Here is a 14,803-nt window from a genome sequence, read left to right as displayed (position 1 = left end):
CACGTGACGCACGAGCGCGGCCGGCGCATGACTGGCGCATGCGGCCCGCGCGCGCTAGAGTGCCGGGTTCGAGCACCGGCTGGCGCCCGGGCGCTTCTCGCTTCGCGCCGCCACAAGCCGGGCACTCCGTTCAACGTCGACCGAAACACGAGGAGCTGCCGTTGCACGCCACGCCGTACCCGATTCCCGCACGGCATGCGCGCCGCGCGAAGGCGGTCCATGTCTGACTTCAAGCCGCCGATCGAGAACTTTCTCGCCCGCCAATGGCGCCGCCGTGGCCCCGTCGCGTGGGCGCTGACGCCCTTCGCGTGCATCTTCGGCGCAATCGCCGCGACGCGCCGCGCCTGCTTCGAGCTGGGCTGGTTCAAGCGCATCGATGTGGGCGTGCCGGTGGTCGTCGTGGGCAACGTGACCGTCGGCGGCACCGGCAAGACGCCGACCGTCATCGCGCTCGTCGAGGCGCTCGCGGCCGCCGGTTTTCAGCCGGGCGTGGTCTCGCGCGGCTACGGCGCGAAGGTCGCGCAGCCCACGAGCGTCACGCCGACGTCCGCCGCCGCGCAGGTCGGCGACGAACCGCTTCTGATCGCGCGCCGCACGCACGCGCCGGTGTTCGTCTGCCCGGATCGCGTCGCCGCCGCGCGCGCGCTGCTCGCCGCGCATCCGAACGTCGATGTGCTCGTCTGCGACGACGGCCTGCAGCACTATCGCCTCGCGCGCGCGTTCGAGCTTGTCGTGTTCGATGACCGTCTCGGCGGCAACGGCTTTCTGCTGCCCGCCGGTCCGCTGCGTGAGCCGATGTCGCGCCGCCGCGACGCGACGCTCATCAACAGCCCGTACGAGCGGACGCTGCCGCCGTGGCCCGACACCTTCGCGCTCGAACTCGAATCCGGCGACGCCTGGCTGCTCGACGATCCGCATCAGCGCCGCCCGCTCGCCGATTTCGCCGGCGAGAAAGTGGTCGCGGCGGCGGGCATCGGCTCGCCCGAGCGCTTCTTCGCGACGCTCCGCGCGGCGGGCATCACGCCGTCGACGCGCGCCTTCCCCGATCACTATTCGTATCGCGAGAATCCGTTCGCGGGCGTCGAAGCCGATGCCATCCTGATCACCGAAAAGGATGCAGTAAAATTTGGGGCCTGGCGCGACGCACGCATCTGGGTCGTTCCGGTGCAAGCCGTGCTGCGACCGCGCCTCATTGCTCTTGTTGTGGAGAAACTCCGTGGACGCACGTCTGCTTGAAATCCTCGTTTGCCCGATCTGCAAAGGCCCGCTGAACTACGATCGCGCGGCGCAGGAACTCGTCTGCAACGCCGACAAGCTCGCCTACCCCATCCGCGACGGCATTCCCGTAATGCTGGTCGACGAAGCGCGCCAGACGGTCGAGGGCACGCCCGTCGAGCCGATCAAGCCGGCCGGCGACGCCTGAGGCCGCCGGCCATGTCCGTTCCGTTCATCGCGGTCGTGCCGGCGCGGCTCGCGTCCACGCGTCTTCCGAACAAGCCGCTCGCCGATATCGGCGGCAAGCCGATGGTCGTGCGCGTCGCCGAGCGCGCGCGCGAATCCGGCGCGAGCCAGGTGCTCGTCGCGACCGATTCCGACCGCGTGGTCGAGGCCGTGCGCGATCACGGCATCGAAGTGATCATGACGCGCTCCGATCATCCCACCGGCACCGACCGCCTCGCCGAAGTGGCGACGCGCCTGAACTGGGATGACGACGCGATCGTCGTCAACGTGCAGGGCGACGAGCCGCTCATCGATCCGCAACTCGTGCGCGACGTAGCGTCGCATCTCGCAGCGCATCCCGAATGCGCGATCGCGACGGCCGCGCATCCGATCCACGATCCGGCGGACGTGTTCAATCCGAACGTCGTGAAGGTCGTGCTCGATGCGAAGAGCGTCGCGCTCTACTTCTCGCGCGCGCCGATTCCGTGGACGCGCGATCTCTGGCAGCCGCACTGGCCCGACGTCGCCGCGCTCGGCAAACTGCCTTCCGTGCCGGAGAACGTGCTGCGCCACATCGGCCTGTACGCCTACCGCGCGAAGTTCCTGCGCGACTTCCCGAACCTCGCGCAGGCGCCGATCGAAACCGCCGAGGCGCTGGAGCAGTTGCGCGCGCTGTGGCACGGCGAGCGCATCGCGGTGCGCGTGACGCAGGATGCGCCGCCACCCGGCGTCGATACACCCGCCGACCTCGAGCGCGTCCAGGCGCTCTTCTCCAAAGCGGACTGAAAGCCGCCGCGCAACCCGTGTAAACCCGCCGGACGCCCATTCGGCGGGGTTTTTGGCGGTTTCCATACGCGTTATTGCGGTCGCGATCGTAAAGAGCCGTGGCATAATCAAGCGATTGCGCGAGCCTTCCGGTCAGCGCCACGCTCAACGTTGCGCCGCTGTCCGCAGGTGCCCGCCGTCTCCTTTCGGCTGCGCGCCCTGTCGTCGACGCCGCACGAGCCAGGCCACCGGATGTCAATTGAGCCTCGCGGCTTTGAGCGGTTTATAGACGATTCGGAGAGATCACCATGCGTTTGATCCTGTTGGGCGCACCCGGTGCGGGCAAGGGCACCCAGGCAAACTTCATCAAGGAAAAATTCGGCATTCCGCAGATTTCCACGGGCGACATGCTGCGCGCGGCCGTCAAGGCGGGCTCGCCGCTCGGCGTCGAGGCGAAGCGCTTCATGGACGCGGGCGAGCTGGTGCCGGATTCGCTCATCATCAATCTCGTGAAGGAACGCCTGCAGGCTGACGACTGCAAGAACGGCTACCTGTTCGACGGCTTTCCGCGCACGCTGCCGCAAGCCGAAGCGATGAAGGACGCGGGCGTCGCGATCGACTACGTGCTTGAGATCGACGTTCCCTTCGACGAGATCATCACGCGCATGAGCGGCCGCCGCGTGCACGCGGCGTCGGGCCGCACATACCACGTCAAGTTCAATCCGCCGAAGGTCGACATGACCGACGACGTCACCGGCGAGCCGCTGATCCAGCGCGACGACGACAAGGAAGAGACCGTGAAGAAGCGTCTCGACGTGTACGTCGCGCAGACCAAGCCGCTGATCGCGTACTACAACGACTGGGCGAAGAACGGCACCGCGCCGAACGGCCTGAAGGCGCCGGCGTATCGCGCGATTTCGGGTCTCGGCTCGGTCGATGAAATCCGCACGCGCGCGTTCGACGCGCTGAAGTAAGCGTTCGTCCGGCTCGCGTTGCACGAAAACCCGCTCACGACGAGCGGGTTTTTTTATGCCGTGAACGCACGATTACGCATGACCGTCGTGCGAATTTACAGCGACCGGCTTCGCTACAATCGATGCGTTTCCCACGAGGACGATCATCGGCGCGAGCGCTTCACCCTGCCCTCGCGCGCGCGAATCACATAAAAGGAGAAGAGATATGGAGATGCAAGGCAACGTCGTTCTGATCACCGGCGGCGCGTCGGGCCTGGGCGCGGCGACGGCGCGGCTGGTCGCGACGCAAGGCGGAAAGGTCGTGCTCGCCGACATGAACGAAGCCGCGGGCGAAGCGCTCGCGAAAGAGCTGTCCGGCGTGTTCGTGAAATGCGACGTGAGCCAGGAAGCCGACGGCCAGCGCGCCGTCGATGCCGCGACGCGCCTCGGCACGTTGCGCGGCCTGGTGAACTGCGCGGGCATCGCGCCGGCGGCGAAGACGGTCGGCCGCGACGGCCCGCACGCGCTCGATCTCTTCTCGAAGGTGATTTCGGTCAACCTCATCGGCACCTTCAACATGGTCCGGCTCGCGGCCGATGTGATGTCGAAGAACGAGACGAATGCGGCGGGCGAGCGCGGCGTGATCGTCAATACGGCGTCCGTTGCGGCCTACGACGGACAGATCGGCCAGGCGGCCTATGCCGCGTCGAAGAGCGGCGTCGCGGGCATGACGCTGCCGATCGCGCGCGACCTGAGCAGGAGCGGCATCCGCGTGATGACGATCGCGCCGGGCCTGTTCGAAACGCCGATGCTGCTCGGCATGCCGAAGGAAGTGCAGGACGCGCTCGGCGCAATGGTGCCGTTCCCGTCGCGCCTCGGCAAACCGGACGAATACGCGATGCTCGTCAAGCAGATCTTCGACAACCCGATGCTCAACGGCGAAGTGATCCGCCTCGACGGCGCGATCCGCATGCAGCCGAAGTAACGGCCGAAGCAACGCGCGTCATGTGAAAACGGCGGGCTTCTTTCGAAGTCCGCCGTTTGCGTTTCAATCGCCGTTCTGCTGCGTGCGCTGTCGCAACTCGTGCAGTTCGGTTTCGACGACGGTCGCATCTTCGGCATCCGGCCGCGTTTCGATGTAACGCTGCAAGTCCTCCAGCGCCGGACGCAGATAATCGAGCCGCGCATACGCGAAGCCGCGATCGCGAACTTCCTCGATGCTGTGCGGCAGCGCGATCACGAGCCGCTGCTGAACCGCGAGCAGACGCTGCCAGCGCTCCGTCTGCAAGTAAATTCCCTTCAGATTTCGCAGCATGCGCGCGACGATCTCGCGCCGCGTCGCGGGCTGCAACAGCACGCGCAATGCGCTGCCGATCGATTCACCGGCACGCTGCACGTACGGCTCAAGCATCTCGACCATCTGCGCTTCGGAGAGTGTTTGACCGGTCGTCGGATCGAGCATCAGATCCTGGCCGGGCGTGCCGACGCGCAACAGGAAATGTCCCGGAAACGACACGCCGCGCACCGGCAAACCGAGCTGCTCCGCCATTTCCAGATAGATCACCGCGAGCGAGATCGGAATGCCGCGACGGCGGCGCAGCACGACGTTCAGATGGCTGTTGTCCGGGTCGTAATAATCGTTGAGGTTGCTGGAGAAACCCAGCTCGCGGAAGAAGTAGCGATTGAGCGCGTCGACTTTCTGCTTTACGTCCGCGTCGTCGGGCATGCGGCGGCGGGCGCGCACGACGAGTTCGTCGATCTCCGCGAGCACCGCCTGCATGTCGAGATCGGGATACGCGTCCTGCGCAAGCGACAACGCCGCTTCCGTGAGCGGAAGGCTGTCGTCGTCCGCCATCAGCGCGGAGAAGTAGTCGAGGATACGCGTTGTCGTCATCAAAGCGTGCGTCTCTTGAAATAGGCGTATTTGAAGCCCATCGCGGACAGAATACCGAAATATAACGCCGCGAACACGACGAGGCTCGCGCCCAGCAGCGCGATGCGCATGAACGGCGTCGCCCGCATGCCGATCCAGTCGAAGTTGATCGCGACCCAATGCATCGCCCCCGCAAGAATCAGGCACGCACCGGTCAGTTGCACGAAAAAGCGCAGCCAGCCCGCGGACGGATGATAGATCTTGCGCCGGCGCAGGCCCGCGAACAGCAGAAGCGCGTTGGCGAGCGCGCCGAGACCAATGGAAAGCGTCAGACCCGCATGAGAAAAGATCGGCACGAAGATGTAATTGCTCACCTGCGTCATGATCAGCACGAACACGGCGATCTTCACGGGCGTCTTGATGTCCTGCTTCGCGTAGAAGCCGGGCGCGAGAATCTTGATGAGGATCAGGCCGATCAGTCCGATGCCATAGGCCGACAGCGCGCGGCCGACCATCACGACCGAATGATTGTCGAATTTGCCGTAGTGGAACAGCGTCGCGGTGAGCGGTTCGGCGAAGAAGAACAGCGCGATCGCGCTCGGCGCGGCCAGCAGGAACGTGATGCGCAGGCCCCAGTCGAGCAGCGCGGAGTATTCGTCGTTGTTCGCATCGACGTGCGCTTTCGAGAGGCTCGGCAGCAGGATCGTGCCGAGCGCCGCGCCCAGCAGCGCGGTGGGAAACTCCATCAGCCGGTCGGCGTAGTTGATCCACGACACGGCGCCCGCGCCGATATTCGACGCGATATTCGTGTTGATGATGAGGCTCAGCTGCCCGACCGACACCGCGAAGGTCGCGGGCACCATCTTCAGCAGCACGCGCTTCACACCCGGATGCGCGAGCGCGCGACGGAAGTTCAGCCCGATGCGCGGCGCCATGTCGATCTTCTTCAGCCCTGGCAACTGCACGAGCAACTGCAGGATGCCGCCCGCGATCACCGCGTACGCGAGCGCGTACACCGGCACTTTCAGATGCGGCGCGACGAACACCGCCGCGAAGATGAAGGCCACGTTGAGCAGCACCGGCGCGAACGCCGGCAGCGAGAACTGCTTGTACGTGTTGAGCACGCCCGAGGCGAGCGTGGTCATCGAGATGAACACGATGTACGGAAACATGATGCGCGTCATCTCGACCGCGAGTCCGTACGCGGTTCCCTCGTGCGCAAGACCCGATGCCACCGCGAGCACCACCCAGCTCGCGCCCGCCATGCCGAGCAGCGACAGAACGACCAGACCCCAGGTCAGCACGGTCGACATCGCGTCGACGAGCGCCTTGGTCGGGTCATGACCTCTGCTGTTCTTGAACTCGGCGAGAATCGGCACGAACGCCTGCGCGAACGCGCCTTCCGCGGACAGACGCCGCAGCAGGTTGGGAATCCGGAACGCGACGTAGAACGCGTCGGTATAGATACTTGCGCCGAAGGCTCGGGCGATCAGCGTTTCGCGGATCAGGCCGGTCACGCGCGACAGCAGCGTGAAGCCGCTGACCGTCAGGAGGGCTCGGAATAGATTCATGGGGCGCTTATTATACGGGCGTGCACCGCGGGCTCACACGACGCGCCCCGAATTGCTGGCGTGCGACACCTCGCGATTGCCCGACGGGATCAACCGGGTTTCCCCGTTCTAACGCCGCGCTTGTCACGTCTCATATTCCCTTGCTATAATCGCGGGTTTCGAAGCTCCAAAACTCGTTGGCTTTCTCATCGAGTCGGCAGATTCGCGTCTTTTCCGGCCCCGGCCGGCGATGTTTTAGAGGTTCTCGGGCAATCGTTCCCGGGATTTCAGATCAAAGGCAGCGCGCACCGATCACCGCTCCCGGCTTTGAGCCGGCCCGAAGGTGAAGCCCGCTCCGGACAAGTAACAGCAGAAACAGGACAAGGAAACCGTCATGGCAAATTCCGCACAAGCTCGCAAACGCGCCCGTCAGGCCGCCAAGGCCAACTCGCACAACTCGGCGCTGCGCTCGAAGTTCCGCACGGCCATCAAGGCAGTTCGCAAGGCTATCGACGCCGGCGATCAAGCCAAGGCCGCCGAACTGTTCAAGTCGTCGGTCAAGACCATCGACATCATTGCGGACAAGAAGATCGTCCACAAGAACAAGGCAGCTCGTCACAAGAGCCGCCTGGCTGCAGCCATCAAGGGCCTGCAAGCCCCCGCTGCCCAGTAATTCCGGCTCGCTTCTGGCGGGCGCCTTTCAGTCTTTCTGATCGGGCGTTCGCCGAAGCAGCTTCCTGTTTCCGCTGCGCAGTAACGAAAAAGCCCGCCGGGGTTAAAAATTCGGCGGGCTTTTTTGCGGCCGGACTCTTTGCATCCGGAGCTTGTTTTACTGCAGCCTTACGTTTGCTGCTGAGTCTGCGTGCCGTGATGCGGCGGCAGCTCGCACGCCTCGGTCACGACCAGATCGTTGTCCTTCGCGAAGTTCAGCACGAAGTCGAAAGCCATCGGCTCGACGTCGCGCAGGCGGGAATCGACGATCACGACCTTGATGTCGCCGATCATCGTGGGACGAACGTAAATGGAATATTGCAGCCGCGCGTTCGGACCTTTCGCTTTCGGTCCGAAGCCCGACATCACGCCGCACAGGCGCTCGGACCAGTCGCTCGGCCGAAACTTCCTCCCGCTCTTGGTGATGCCTTGAATGAAGTACTCGGTAGGGGATGATTCAGCCATGTAGCAATACCTTTTGACGGCCGGTGGCGCGCACCGGAACGCACATGCCTGGCACACGGAACCGCAGGGGCCGACGCGCTCAGGGCGCCGGGCGGTCTTGCGCGGGCCGGATCTTCTGAACCGTCCGCGTCCGCGACAGGAATGGCGGACTCGACAGCACTGTGCAATCCACCGCGAAGCCGAAACGCGCGGCAACACGCCGACCGGACTCTTGAGAATCCTTCGCCGCAGATGCGCGTGAACCGGTGCTGAATGTTGCAGAACTGTTGAAACGAGCGAACGCAATTATACAGCAGCGGCCTCTTTTCCGCAGCGCACACAAATGACCGTGGCGTCCATTGGGGTCGTTCCGGGGTCGTGGACGACTGCGCAGTTCGGGACTGCGCGCGGGGCGACGGCCTTTTGGCCAGCCTCGTCAAACATCGCAAAATCCTTTATGCTCAAAAGTGATACCACTCCCGACGGCGGCGCCGTCCGGTCCTGATCCGTCGCCCATGAGCGAAGCGCAGCGGCCGGTTCGAAGCCGCCGCTTGCGTTTCATGACCGCCAAGAAAATTCGCCACTATCTTCAGTTCAAGGATTTTTCGCTCGACGACTACGAGTACGTGCTCGAACGCGCCCGCATCCTGAAGCGCAAGTTCAAGAACTACGAGACCTATCATCCGCTGCACGATCGCACGCTGGCGATGATCTTCGAGAAAAGCTCCACGCGCACGCGCCTCTCGTTCGAAGCAGGCATCTTCCAGCTCGGCGGCCACGCGGTGTTCATGAACACGCGCGACACGCAGCTCGGCCGCGGCGAGCCGATCGAGGATTCGGCGCAGGTCATCTCGCGCATGGTCGACATCATCATGATCCGCACGTTCGGCCAGGACATCATCAAGCGCTTTGCCGAAAGCTCGCGCGTGCCGGTCATCAACGGCCTGACCAACGAATATCACCCGTGTCAGGTGCTCGCAGACATCTTCACGTTCTACGAGCATCGCGGGCCGATTCACGGCAAGACCGTCGCGTGGGTCGGCGACGCGAACAACATGCTCTACACGTGGATAGAAGCCGCGCAGATTCTCGGCTTCAAACTGCGTTTGTCGACACCTGCGGGCTACAAGCTCGATCCCGCGCTGGTCGCAGAAGAAAGCAAGCCGTTCTTCCAGGAATTCGACGATCCGAACGAAGCCTGCGCCGGCGCGGATCTCGTCACGACCGACGTGTGGACCAGCATGGGTTACGAGGCCGAGAACGAAGCGCGCATGAAGGCGTTCGCCGACTATTGCGTCGACGCCGAGATGATGGCCCGCGCCAACCCCGATGCCCTGTTCATGCACTGCCTGCCCGCGCATCGCGGCGAGGAAGTGAGCGCGGAGGTCATCGACGGTCCGCAGAGCGTGGTCTGGGACGAAGCCGAGAACCGTCTGCACGTCCAGAAGGCGCTGATGGAATACCTGCTGCTCGGCAAACTTAACCACTGAGCCGGCGCGTACCGAAAAGGCTGCGCATCCCGAATTTACGGAAGCGCGGCTTTTTAATGTCAAAATAGTGTTTTTTCCGCGCACTTCATGCCCGTCGCGCGCACGGCGGACACGAAGCGGCGCACAACCGCCGCACCGGCTTTTCCGCACACGAGTTCATCATGAGCGATATCAAGAAAGTCGTGCTCGCCTATTCGGGCGGTCTCGACACCTCCGTCATCCTGAAATGGTTGCAGGACAACTACGACGCCGAAGTCGTCACCTTCACGGCCGACATCGGCCAGGGTGAGGAACTGGAGCCCGCGCGCAAGAAGGCGCTCCAGCTCGGCATCAAGCAGGAAAACATCTTCATCGAAGACCTGCGCGAAGAGTTCGTCCGCGATTTCGTGTTCCCGATGTTCCGCGCGAACACGATCTATGAAGGCGAGTATCTGCTCGGCACGTCGATCGCGCGTCCGCTTATCGCCAAGCGTCAGATCGAGATCGCGCGCGCGACCGGCGCGGAGGCCGTCTCGCACGGCGCGACCGGCAAGGGCAACGACCAGGTCCGCTTCGAGCTCGGCTATTACTCGCTCGAACCCGGCATCAAGGTGATCGCGCCGTGGCGCGAATGGGACCTGCTCTCGCGCGAAAAGCTGCTCGCGTACGCCGAGAAGGCCGGCATTCCCATCGAAATGAAGCACAAGCAAGGCGGCGCGCCCTACTCCATGGACGCGAACCTGCTGCACATCTCGTTCGAAGGCCGCCATCTGGAAGACCCGAAGGCGGAAGCCGAAGCCGACATGTGGCGCTGGACCGTGTCGCCGGAAGAGGCGCCGGATCAGGCCGAATACCTCGATATCGAATACGAGCACGGCGACCCCGTCGCACTGAACGGCAAGCGCCTGTCGCCGGCCGAGATGCTGACCGAGCTGAACCGTCTGGGCGGCAAGCACGGCATCGGCCGTCTGGATCTGGTCGAGAACCGCTACGTCGGGATGAAGTCGCGCGGCTGCTATGAAACGCCGGGCGGCACGATCATGCTGAAGGCGCACCGCGGCATCGAGTCGATCACGCTCGACCGCGAAGTGGCGCACCTGAAGGACGATCTGATGCCGCGTTACGCATCGCTGATCTATAACGGCTACTGGTGGAGCCCGGAGCGCCGCGCGCTGCAAGTGCTGATCGATCACACGCAGGAAAAGGTCAACGGCTGGGTGCGCGTGAAGCTCTACAAGGGCAGCGTGTCGGTCGTCGCGCGCGATTCGAAGGAAACGCTGTTCGACAAGACCATCGCAACCTTCGACGACGACGGCGGCGCCTACAACCAGGCCGATGCCGGCGGCTTCATCAAGCTGAACGCGCTGCGCATGCGGATTGCCGAGAACGCGCGTCGCAAGCGCGGCGAGTAATTCGCTGGTTCTGAAAATGAAAAAACCCGCCGGACGTTGGTTCGGCGGGTTTCTTTATGCACTTCTGATTCAGAGCGCGACCGGCTCCATTTCCAGTTCGACATCGAAGCGCGCGAGCACGTCGCGCTTGATGGCATTGGCGAGCTCCAGCACTTGCGCGCCCGTCGCGCCGCCACGATTGACGAGCACGAGCGCCTGACGGTCGTGCACCGCCGCGCCGCCTATGCCGCGCCCTTTCCAGCCGCATCGGTCGATCAGCCAGCCCGCCGCGAGCTTCGCCTGTCCGTCGGCTTGCGGATAGGAAACGACGCCGGGCTCGCGCGCCTTCAGCGCTTCGAACGCCTGTGCACTTACCACCGGATTCTTGAAGAAGCTGCCCGCGTTGCCGAGTACGGTCCAGTCGGGCAGCTTGGCGCGCCGTACCGCGACGACCGCATCGAAAATGGCCTGAGCGTCGCGCTTCGACGCGCCCTCGAGCGCGCGGGCGACGTCCGCGTAATCGGCGCGCGGCGTCCAGGCTTTCGGCAACCTGAACACGACCGAGGTGATCATGAAGCGTCCGCGCCCTGCCCGCTTGAAAAAGCTGTCGCGATAGCCGAACGCGCAGTCCGCACGATCGAATTCGACGCGCGCGCCCGTTGCGAGCTCGACCGCTTGCAGCCGCTCGAAGCGCTCGCCCATTTCCAGCCCGTATGCGCCGATGTTCTGAATCGGCGCCGCGCCGACCGTGCCCGGAATCAGCGCGAGGTTTTCGAGCCCCGGCATTCCTCGAGCCAGCGTCCAGGCGACGAAATCGTGCCAGTTCTCGCCCGCGCCGGCTTCGACGAGCCATGCGTCGCCGGTTTCGTCGATCACGCGCTTTCCCAAAATGCCGACGATCAGCGCGACGCCGTCGAAATCGCGCGTCAGCACGATATTGCTGCCGCCGCCGAGCACGAGCTGCGGCAGGTTCGCGATGCGCGCGTCGGTGGCGAGCGCGGCGGCGGCATCGACGGAATCGATGCGCATGGCATGCCGCGCGCGCACGTCGAAACCGAACGTGTTATGCGGGAGCAGCGGGAAATCGGTGAGAAGCTGAAGCGACATGAAGGAGGCGCGTCGGTAGAATGACGTCAGGTCCGTGATTATAGCGATTGCGCGAGCCGCGCCCCTTCAGCGCGCTCGCCTCAATGAAGGAGAAAGACAGATGCCATCGTTTGACGTCGTCAGCGAAGCAAACATGATCGAAGTGAAGAACGCGATCGAACAATCGAACAAGGAAATCTCGACGCGCTTCGACTTCAAGGGTTCGGATTCACGCGTCGAGCAGAAGGAGCGCGAACTCACGCTCTACGCCGACGACGATTTCAAGCTCGGCCAGGTGAAGGACGTTCTGCTGAACAAAATGGCCAAGCGCGGCGTGGACGTGCGGTTTCTCGACTACGGCAAGCAGGAGAAGATCGGCGGCGACAAGTTGAAGCAGGTCGTCACGGTGAAGAAAGGCGTGTCGGGCGATCTGGCGAAAAAAATCGTCAAGATCGTGAAGGACAGCAAGATCAAGGTGCAGGCGAGCATTCAGGGCGACGCCGTGCGCGTGCAGGGCGCCAAGCGCGACGATCTGCAGAGCACCATGGCGCTGTTGAAGAAGGAAGTACAGGACACGCCGCTCGACTTCAACAACTTCCGCGACTGAACTCGCGCCGCGACAGACACAAAAAAGCCGTTCCGGTCGAATGCCGGAACGGCTTTTTTGCCTTTGGAAACCCGCCCTCCGGGCGCGAGCTTATTGCTTATTGCACCGCTTTTTTCTTGTCGCCGATGCGGCTTTCCTTGCCCGCCAGCAGCTTCGAAATATTCCCGCGATGCCGCCAGATGAGTAGCAGACTCATGGCGAGCACGGCGAGCGAAATGCGGCTCGGCCCGAACAGGAACACTTGGAAGAACGGCGCGAAAACCGCCGCGACCAGCGCCGCCAGCGACGAATAGCGGAAAAAGAACGCGATGATGATCCAGGTCAGCAGCGTCGCCAGCCCGAGCGCCGGATGAATCGCGAGCAGCACGCCCGCCGCCGTCGCCACACCCTTGCCGCCCTGAAATTTGAAGAAGATCGGGTACAGATGGCCGAGGAACACGGCGATGGCTGCAAGTGCCGTGGCCGTCGTGATCGTCGCCGGATCCCAGCCGAAACTGCCGCCGAAATGCACGACGGCCCACACCGGCAGCCAGCCCTTGAAGGCGTCGCCGATCAGCGTGAGGATCGCGGCTTTCTTGTTGCCGGTGCGCAGCACGTTGGTCGCGCCGGGATTGCCCGAACCGTACGAGCGCGGATCGGCCAGCCCCATCGCGTGACTGACGACGACGGCGAATGAAATCGAGCCGATCAGATAGGACACGACGGCGACGATCAGAAAAATCATGATGTTTTTTCGGTGGTAGCGAGAGCGGAATGCATTCTAATCGACGCTTGCGCACTGCACGGGCGTGGCTTTCAGCAAATCGGTCAGCACCGACGGCTTGAGGCTCACCAGATAGCCGCGCCGCCCCCCGTTCAGGTAGATCAGGTCGAGATCGAGAATGCTCGATTCGACGTACACCGGCATGGCCTTCTTCGTGCCGAACGGCGAGGTGCCGCCCACCAGAAAGCCCGAATGCCGATTCGCCACTTCCGGTTTGCACGGCTCGATTCGCTTCGCGCCGGTCTGCCGCGCGAGATTCTTGGTGGACACGGTGCGATCGCCGTGCATCAGCACGATGAGCGGCTTGGCCTGCTCGTCTTCCATGACGAGCGTCTTCACGACGATATGCTCGTCCACGCCGAGCTGCCGCGCGGATTCCTCCGTGCCGCCGTGCTCGACATAAGCGTAGGGATGTTCGCCGAACTCGACCTTGTGGCGGCGCAGGAATTGCGTCGCGGGCGTTTCGGACACGTGTTTGCTTTTCGACATGGACGCATTGTAGCGGCGGGTTTCGCGCCCCACCATTAGCCATTCGGCCGAGGTGTTCAAACGAGAGCCGCCGTGGCACGATCGTTCGCGAATGACAAGGAGATGCCGATGATCCGCGACGCCGAAACCCAGACCCTGCTCGAAGACTCGATCCGCCGCTTCGTGCGTGAGCGGCTCGTGCCGCGCGAGACCGAAGTCGACGAAACCGACGAAATTCCCGCCGACCTCATCGACGCGATGCGCGAGATCGGCATGTTCGGGCTCACGCTTCCGGAAGCCTACGGCGGCCTCGGCCTCACGATGGAAGAGGAAGTACGCATCGCCTTCGAGCTCGGGCAGACGTCGCCGGCGTTCCGCTCGGTGATCGGCACGAACAACGGCATCGGTTCGATCGGCATTTTGCTCGACGGCACCGAGGCGCAGAAATCGCACTATCTGCCGAAGCTGGCGTCGGGCGAGCTGATCGGCTCGTTCTGTCTTACCGAACCGGACGCGGGTTCGGATGCGGCCTCACTCAAAACGCGCGCCACGAAAGACGGCGACGCGTACGTACTCAACGGCACCAAGCGCTTCATCACGAACGCGCCCGAGGCCGGCATCTACACGGTCATGGCGCGCACCAGCGACGCCAAAGGCGCAAGCGGCATTTCGGCGTTTATCGTGGAGCGCGACACGCCAGGACTTTCCATCGGCAAGCCGGATCGCAAGATGGGGCAGCGCGGCGCGCATACGAGCGACGTGATCTTCGAGAACTGCCGCGTGGCGGCGAATCAGTTGATCGGCGGCGTGGAAGGCGTCGGCTTCAAGACGGCGATGAAAACGCTCGACAAAGGCCGCATCCATATCGCGGCGATCGCGGTCGGCGCGGCGAAGCGCATGCTGCGCGACGCCCTCGCCTATGCGATGGAGCGCAAGCAGTTCGGCCAGCCGATCGCCGAATTCCAGCTCGTGCAGGCCATGCTTGCCGACAGCAAGACCGAACTCTACGCCGCCGAATGCATGGTGCTCGACGCCGCGCGCCGTCGCGACGAAGGCCGCGACGTGTCGATCGAGGCATCGTGCGCGAAGTATTTCGCCACCGAGACGTGCGGACGCGTCGCGGATCGCGCGGTGCAGGTGCATGGCGGAGCGGGTTATATCGCGGAATACGGCATCGAGCGCTTCTATCGCGACGTGCGGCTCTTCAGGCTGTACGAAGGCACGTCGCAGATTCAGCAGGTGATCATCGCGCGCGGGCTGATGCGCGGCGCGGAGATATAGCG

The 14,803-nt window shown here is 63.9% G+C and carries 16 protein-coding genes; 10 read left to right on the top strand and 6 right to left on the bottom strand.

The genetic code is table 11. From position 1 onward, the window contains the following. Nucleotides 1–219: 219 nt before the first annotated feature. The 5 genes from lpxK to AWB79_RS18765 all read left to right on the top strand — a co-directional run bounded on the left by lpxK (nt 220) and on the right by AWB79_RS18765 (nt 4,143). Nucleotides 220–1,236 carry a tetraacyldisaccharide 4'-kinase gene (gene lpxK, locus AWB79_RS18785; RefSeq protein ID WP_061168944.1) on the top strand — a complete coding sequence of 339 codons (1,017 nt, stop codon included), beginning with the start codon at nt 220–222 and terminating at the stop codon, nt 1,234–1,236. Beyond that, nucleotides 1,217–1,423, top strand: coding sequence for a Trm112 family protein (locus AWB79_RS18780; protein ID WP_061168943.1), 207 nt, complete (start codon nt 1,217–1,219; stop codon nt 1,421–1,423). Before lpxK ends, AWB79_RS18780 begins: the two co-directional genes overlap by 20 nt. Nucleotides 1,424–1,434: 11 nt before the next feature. Further along, complete coding sequence (gene kdsB, locus AWB79_RS18775) at nt 1,435–2,226, top strand: 3-deoxy-manno-octulosonate cytidylyltransferase (RefSeq protein WP_061168942.1); 792 nt, start codon at nt 1,435–1,437, stop codon at nt 2,224–2,226. Nucleotides 2,227–2,513: 287 nt separating this feature from the next. Next, on the top strand, nt 2,514–3,179 hold the full coding sequence (gene adk / locus AWB79_RS18770) for an adenylate kinase (protein ID WP_061168941.1): 666 nt from the start codon (nt 2,514–2,516) through the stop codon (nt 3,177–3,179). Between the two features lie 205 nt (nt 3,180–3,384). Continuing rightward, the gene (locus AWB79_RS18765; RefSeq protein ID WP_061168940.1) at nt 3,385–4,143 is read left to right on the top strand and encodes a 3-hydroxyacyl-CoA dehydrogenase; all 759 of its coding nucleotides are present in this window, start codon (nt 3,385–3,387) and stop codon (nt 4,141–4,143) included. Nucleotides 4,144–4,206: 63 nt separating this feature from the next. Here the strand turns inward: AWB79_RS18765 and AWB79_RS18760 are convergent, their stop codons facing one another. Together AWB79_RS18760 and murJ are read right to left on the bottom strand one after the other, a co-directional pair. Then, nucleotides 4,207–5,052, bottom strand: coding sequence for a SirB1 family protein (locus AWB79_RS18760; protein WP_061168939.1), 846 nt, complete (start codon nt 5,050–5,052; stop codon nt 4,207–4,209). After that, nucleotides 5,052–6,602: a murein biosynthesis integral membrane protein MurJ gene (murJ, locus tag AWB79_RS18755; RefSeq protein ID WP_061168938.1), complete on the bottom strand. Its 1,551-nt coding sequence runs from the start codon at nt 6,600–6,602 to the stop codon at nt 5,052–5,054. Before murJ ends, AWB79_RS18760 begins: the two co-directional genes overlap by 1 nt. Before the next feature lie 373 nt (nt 6,603–6,975). On the opposite strand from murJ, the gene rpsT reads away from it, so the two are divergent. Next, nucleotides 6,976–7,254 carry a 30S ribosomal protein S20 gene (gene rpsT / locus AWB79_RS18750; protein WP_061168937.1) on the top strand — a complete coding sequence of 93 codons (279 nt, stop codon included), beginning with the start codon at nt 6,976–6,978 and terminating at the stop codon, nt 7,252–7,254. Between the two features lie 167 nt (nt 7,255–7,421). On the opposite strand, the gene AWB79_RS18745 is transcribed toward rpsT, so the two are convergent. Then, nucleotides 7,422–7,757: a DUF3579 domain-containing protein gene (locus AWB79_RS18745; protein ID WP_061168936.1), complete on the bottom strand. Its 336-nt coding sequence runs from the start codon at nt 7,755–7,757 to the stop codon at nt 7,422–7,424. Nucleotides 7,758–8,296: 539 nt separating this feature from the next. Between AWB79_RS18745 and argF the strand changes: the two genes are divergently transcribed. Continuing rightward, nucleotides 8,297–9,226, top strand: coding sequence for an ornithine carbamoyltransferase (gene argF / locus AWB79_RS18740; protein ID WP_061168935.1), 930 nt, complete (start codon nt 8,297–8,299; stop codon nt 9,224–9,226). Between the two features lie 161 nt (nt 9,227–9,387). Next, complete coding sequence (locus AWB79_RS18735; RefSeq protein ID WP_061168934.1) at nt 9,388–10,617, top strand: argininosuccinate synthase; 1,230 nt, start codon at nt 9,388–9,390, stop codon at nt 10,615–10,617. A gap of 69 nt (nt 10,618–10,686) precedes the next feature. Here the strand turns inward: AWB79_RS18735 and murB are convergent, their stop codons facing one another. Continuing rightward, a complete protein-coding gene (murB, locus tag AWB79_RS18730) occupies nt 10,687–11,703 on the bottom strand; it encodes a UDP-N-acetylmuramate dehydrogenase (protein WP_061168933.1) in 1,017 nt (338 codons plus the stop codon). A 100-nt stretch (nt 11,704–11,803) separates the two neighbouring features. Between murB and AWB79_RS18725 the strand changes: the two genes are divergently transcribed. Continuing rightward, nucleotides 11,804–12,289 (top strand): YajQ family cyclic di-GMP-binding protein, encoded by a 486-nt coding sequence (locus tag AWB79_RS18725; RefSeq protein WP_061168932.1) that lies wholly within the window; start codon nt 11,804–11,806, stop codon nt 12,287–12,289. A 97-nt stretch (nt 12,290–12,386) separates the two neighbouring features. On the opposite strand, the gene plsY is transcribed toward AWB79_RS18725, so the two are convergent. Both plsY and ybaK read right to left on the bottom strand, forming a co-directional pair. After that, entirely contained in the window at nt 12,387–13,013 is a 627-nt protein-coding gene (gene plsY, locus AWB79_RS18720; protein ID WP_061168931.1) for a glycerol-3-phosphate 1-O-acyltransferase PlsY, read from the bottom strand. Nucleotides 13,014–13,049: 36 nt separating this feature from the next. Continuing rightward, nucleotides 13,050–13,541: a Cys-tRNA(Pro) deacylase gene (ybaK, locus tag AWB79_RS18715; RefSeq protein WP_061169077.1), complete on the bottom strand. Its 492-nt coding sequence runs from the start codon at nt 13,539–13,541 to the stop codon at nt 13,050–13,052. 108 nt (nt 13,542–13,649) lie between these two features. On the opposite strand from ybaK, the gene AWB79_RS18710 reads away from it, so the two are divergent. After that, nucleotides 13,650–14,801 (top strand): acyl-CoA dehydrogenase family protein, encoded by a 1,152-nt coding sequence (locus AWB79_RS18710; RefSeq protein ID WP_061169076.1) that lies wholly within the window; start codon nt 13,650–13,652, stop codon nt 14,799–14,801. Nucleotides 14,802–14,803: the final 2 nt, after the last annotated feature.

The sequence above is a fragment of the Caballeronia hypogeia genome (genome assembly GCF_001544875.2).
In the GTDB taxonomy this organism is placed as follows: Bacteria; Pseudomonadota; Gammaproteobacteria; order Burkholderiales; family Burkholderiaceae; genus Caballeronia; species Caballeronia hypogeia.
This window is presented reverse-complemented; position numbering and strand designations above follow the sequence as displayed.

Coding starts and splice junctions, on each gene's coding strand:
- ybaK (WP_061169077.1), bottom strand. CDS start 13,541: ATGTCGAAAAGCAAACACGTGTCCGAAACGCCCGCGACGCAATTCCTG.
- kdsB (WP_061168942.1), top strand. CDS start 1,435: ATGTCCGTTCCGTTCATCGCGGTCGTGCCGGCGCGGCTCGCGTCCACG.
- plsY (WP_061168931.1), bottom strand. CDS start 13,013: ATGATTTTTCTGATCGTCGCCGTCGTGTCCTATCTGATCGGCTCGATT.
- rpsT (WP_061168937.1), top strand. CDS start 6,976: ATGGCAAATTCCGCACAAGCTCGCAAACGCGCCCGTCAGGCCGCCAAG.
- AWB79_RS18710 (WP_061169076.1), top strand. CDS start 13,650: ATGATCCGCGACGCCGAAACCCAGACCCTGCTCGAAGACTCGATCCGC.
- AWB79_RS18745 (WP_061168936.1), bottom strand. CDS start 7,757: ATGGCTGAATCATCCCCTACCGAGTACTTCATTCAAGGCATCACCAAG.
- AWB79_RS18735 (WP_061168934.1), top strand. CDS start 9,388: ATGAGCGATATCAAGAAAGTCGTGCTCGCCTATTCGGGCGGTCTCGAC.
- AWB79_RS18725 (WP_061168932.1), top strand. CDS start 11,804: ATGCCATCGTTTGACGTCGTCAGCGAAGCAAACATGATCGAAGTGAAG.
- murJ (WP_061168938.1), bottom strand. CDS start 6,602: ATGAATCTATTCCGAGCCCTCCTGACGGTCAGCGGCTTCACGCTGCTG.
- lpxK (WP_061168944.1), top strand. CDS start 220: ATGTCTGACTTCAAGCCGCCGATCGAGAACTTTCTCGCCCGCCAATGG.
- argF (WP_061168935.1), top strand. CDS start 8,297: ATGACCGCCAAGAAAATTCGCCACTATCTTCAGTTCAAGGATTTTTCG.
- AWB79_RS18760 (WP_061168939.1), bottom strand. CDS start 5,052: ATGACGACAACGCGTATCCTCGACTACTTCTCCGCGCTGATGGCGGAC.
- AWB79_RS18765 (WP_061168940.1), top strand. CDS start 3,385: ATGGAGATGCAAGGCAACGTCGTTCTGATCACCGGCGGCGCGTCGGGC.
- murB (WP_061168933.1), bottom strand. CDS start 11,703: ATGTCGCTTCAGCTTCTCACCGATTTCCCGCTGCTCCCGCATAACACG.
- adk (WP_061168941.1), top strand. CDS start 2,514: ATGCGTTTGATCCTGTTGGGCGCACCCGGTGCGGGCAAGGGCACCCAG.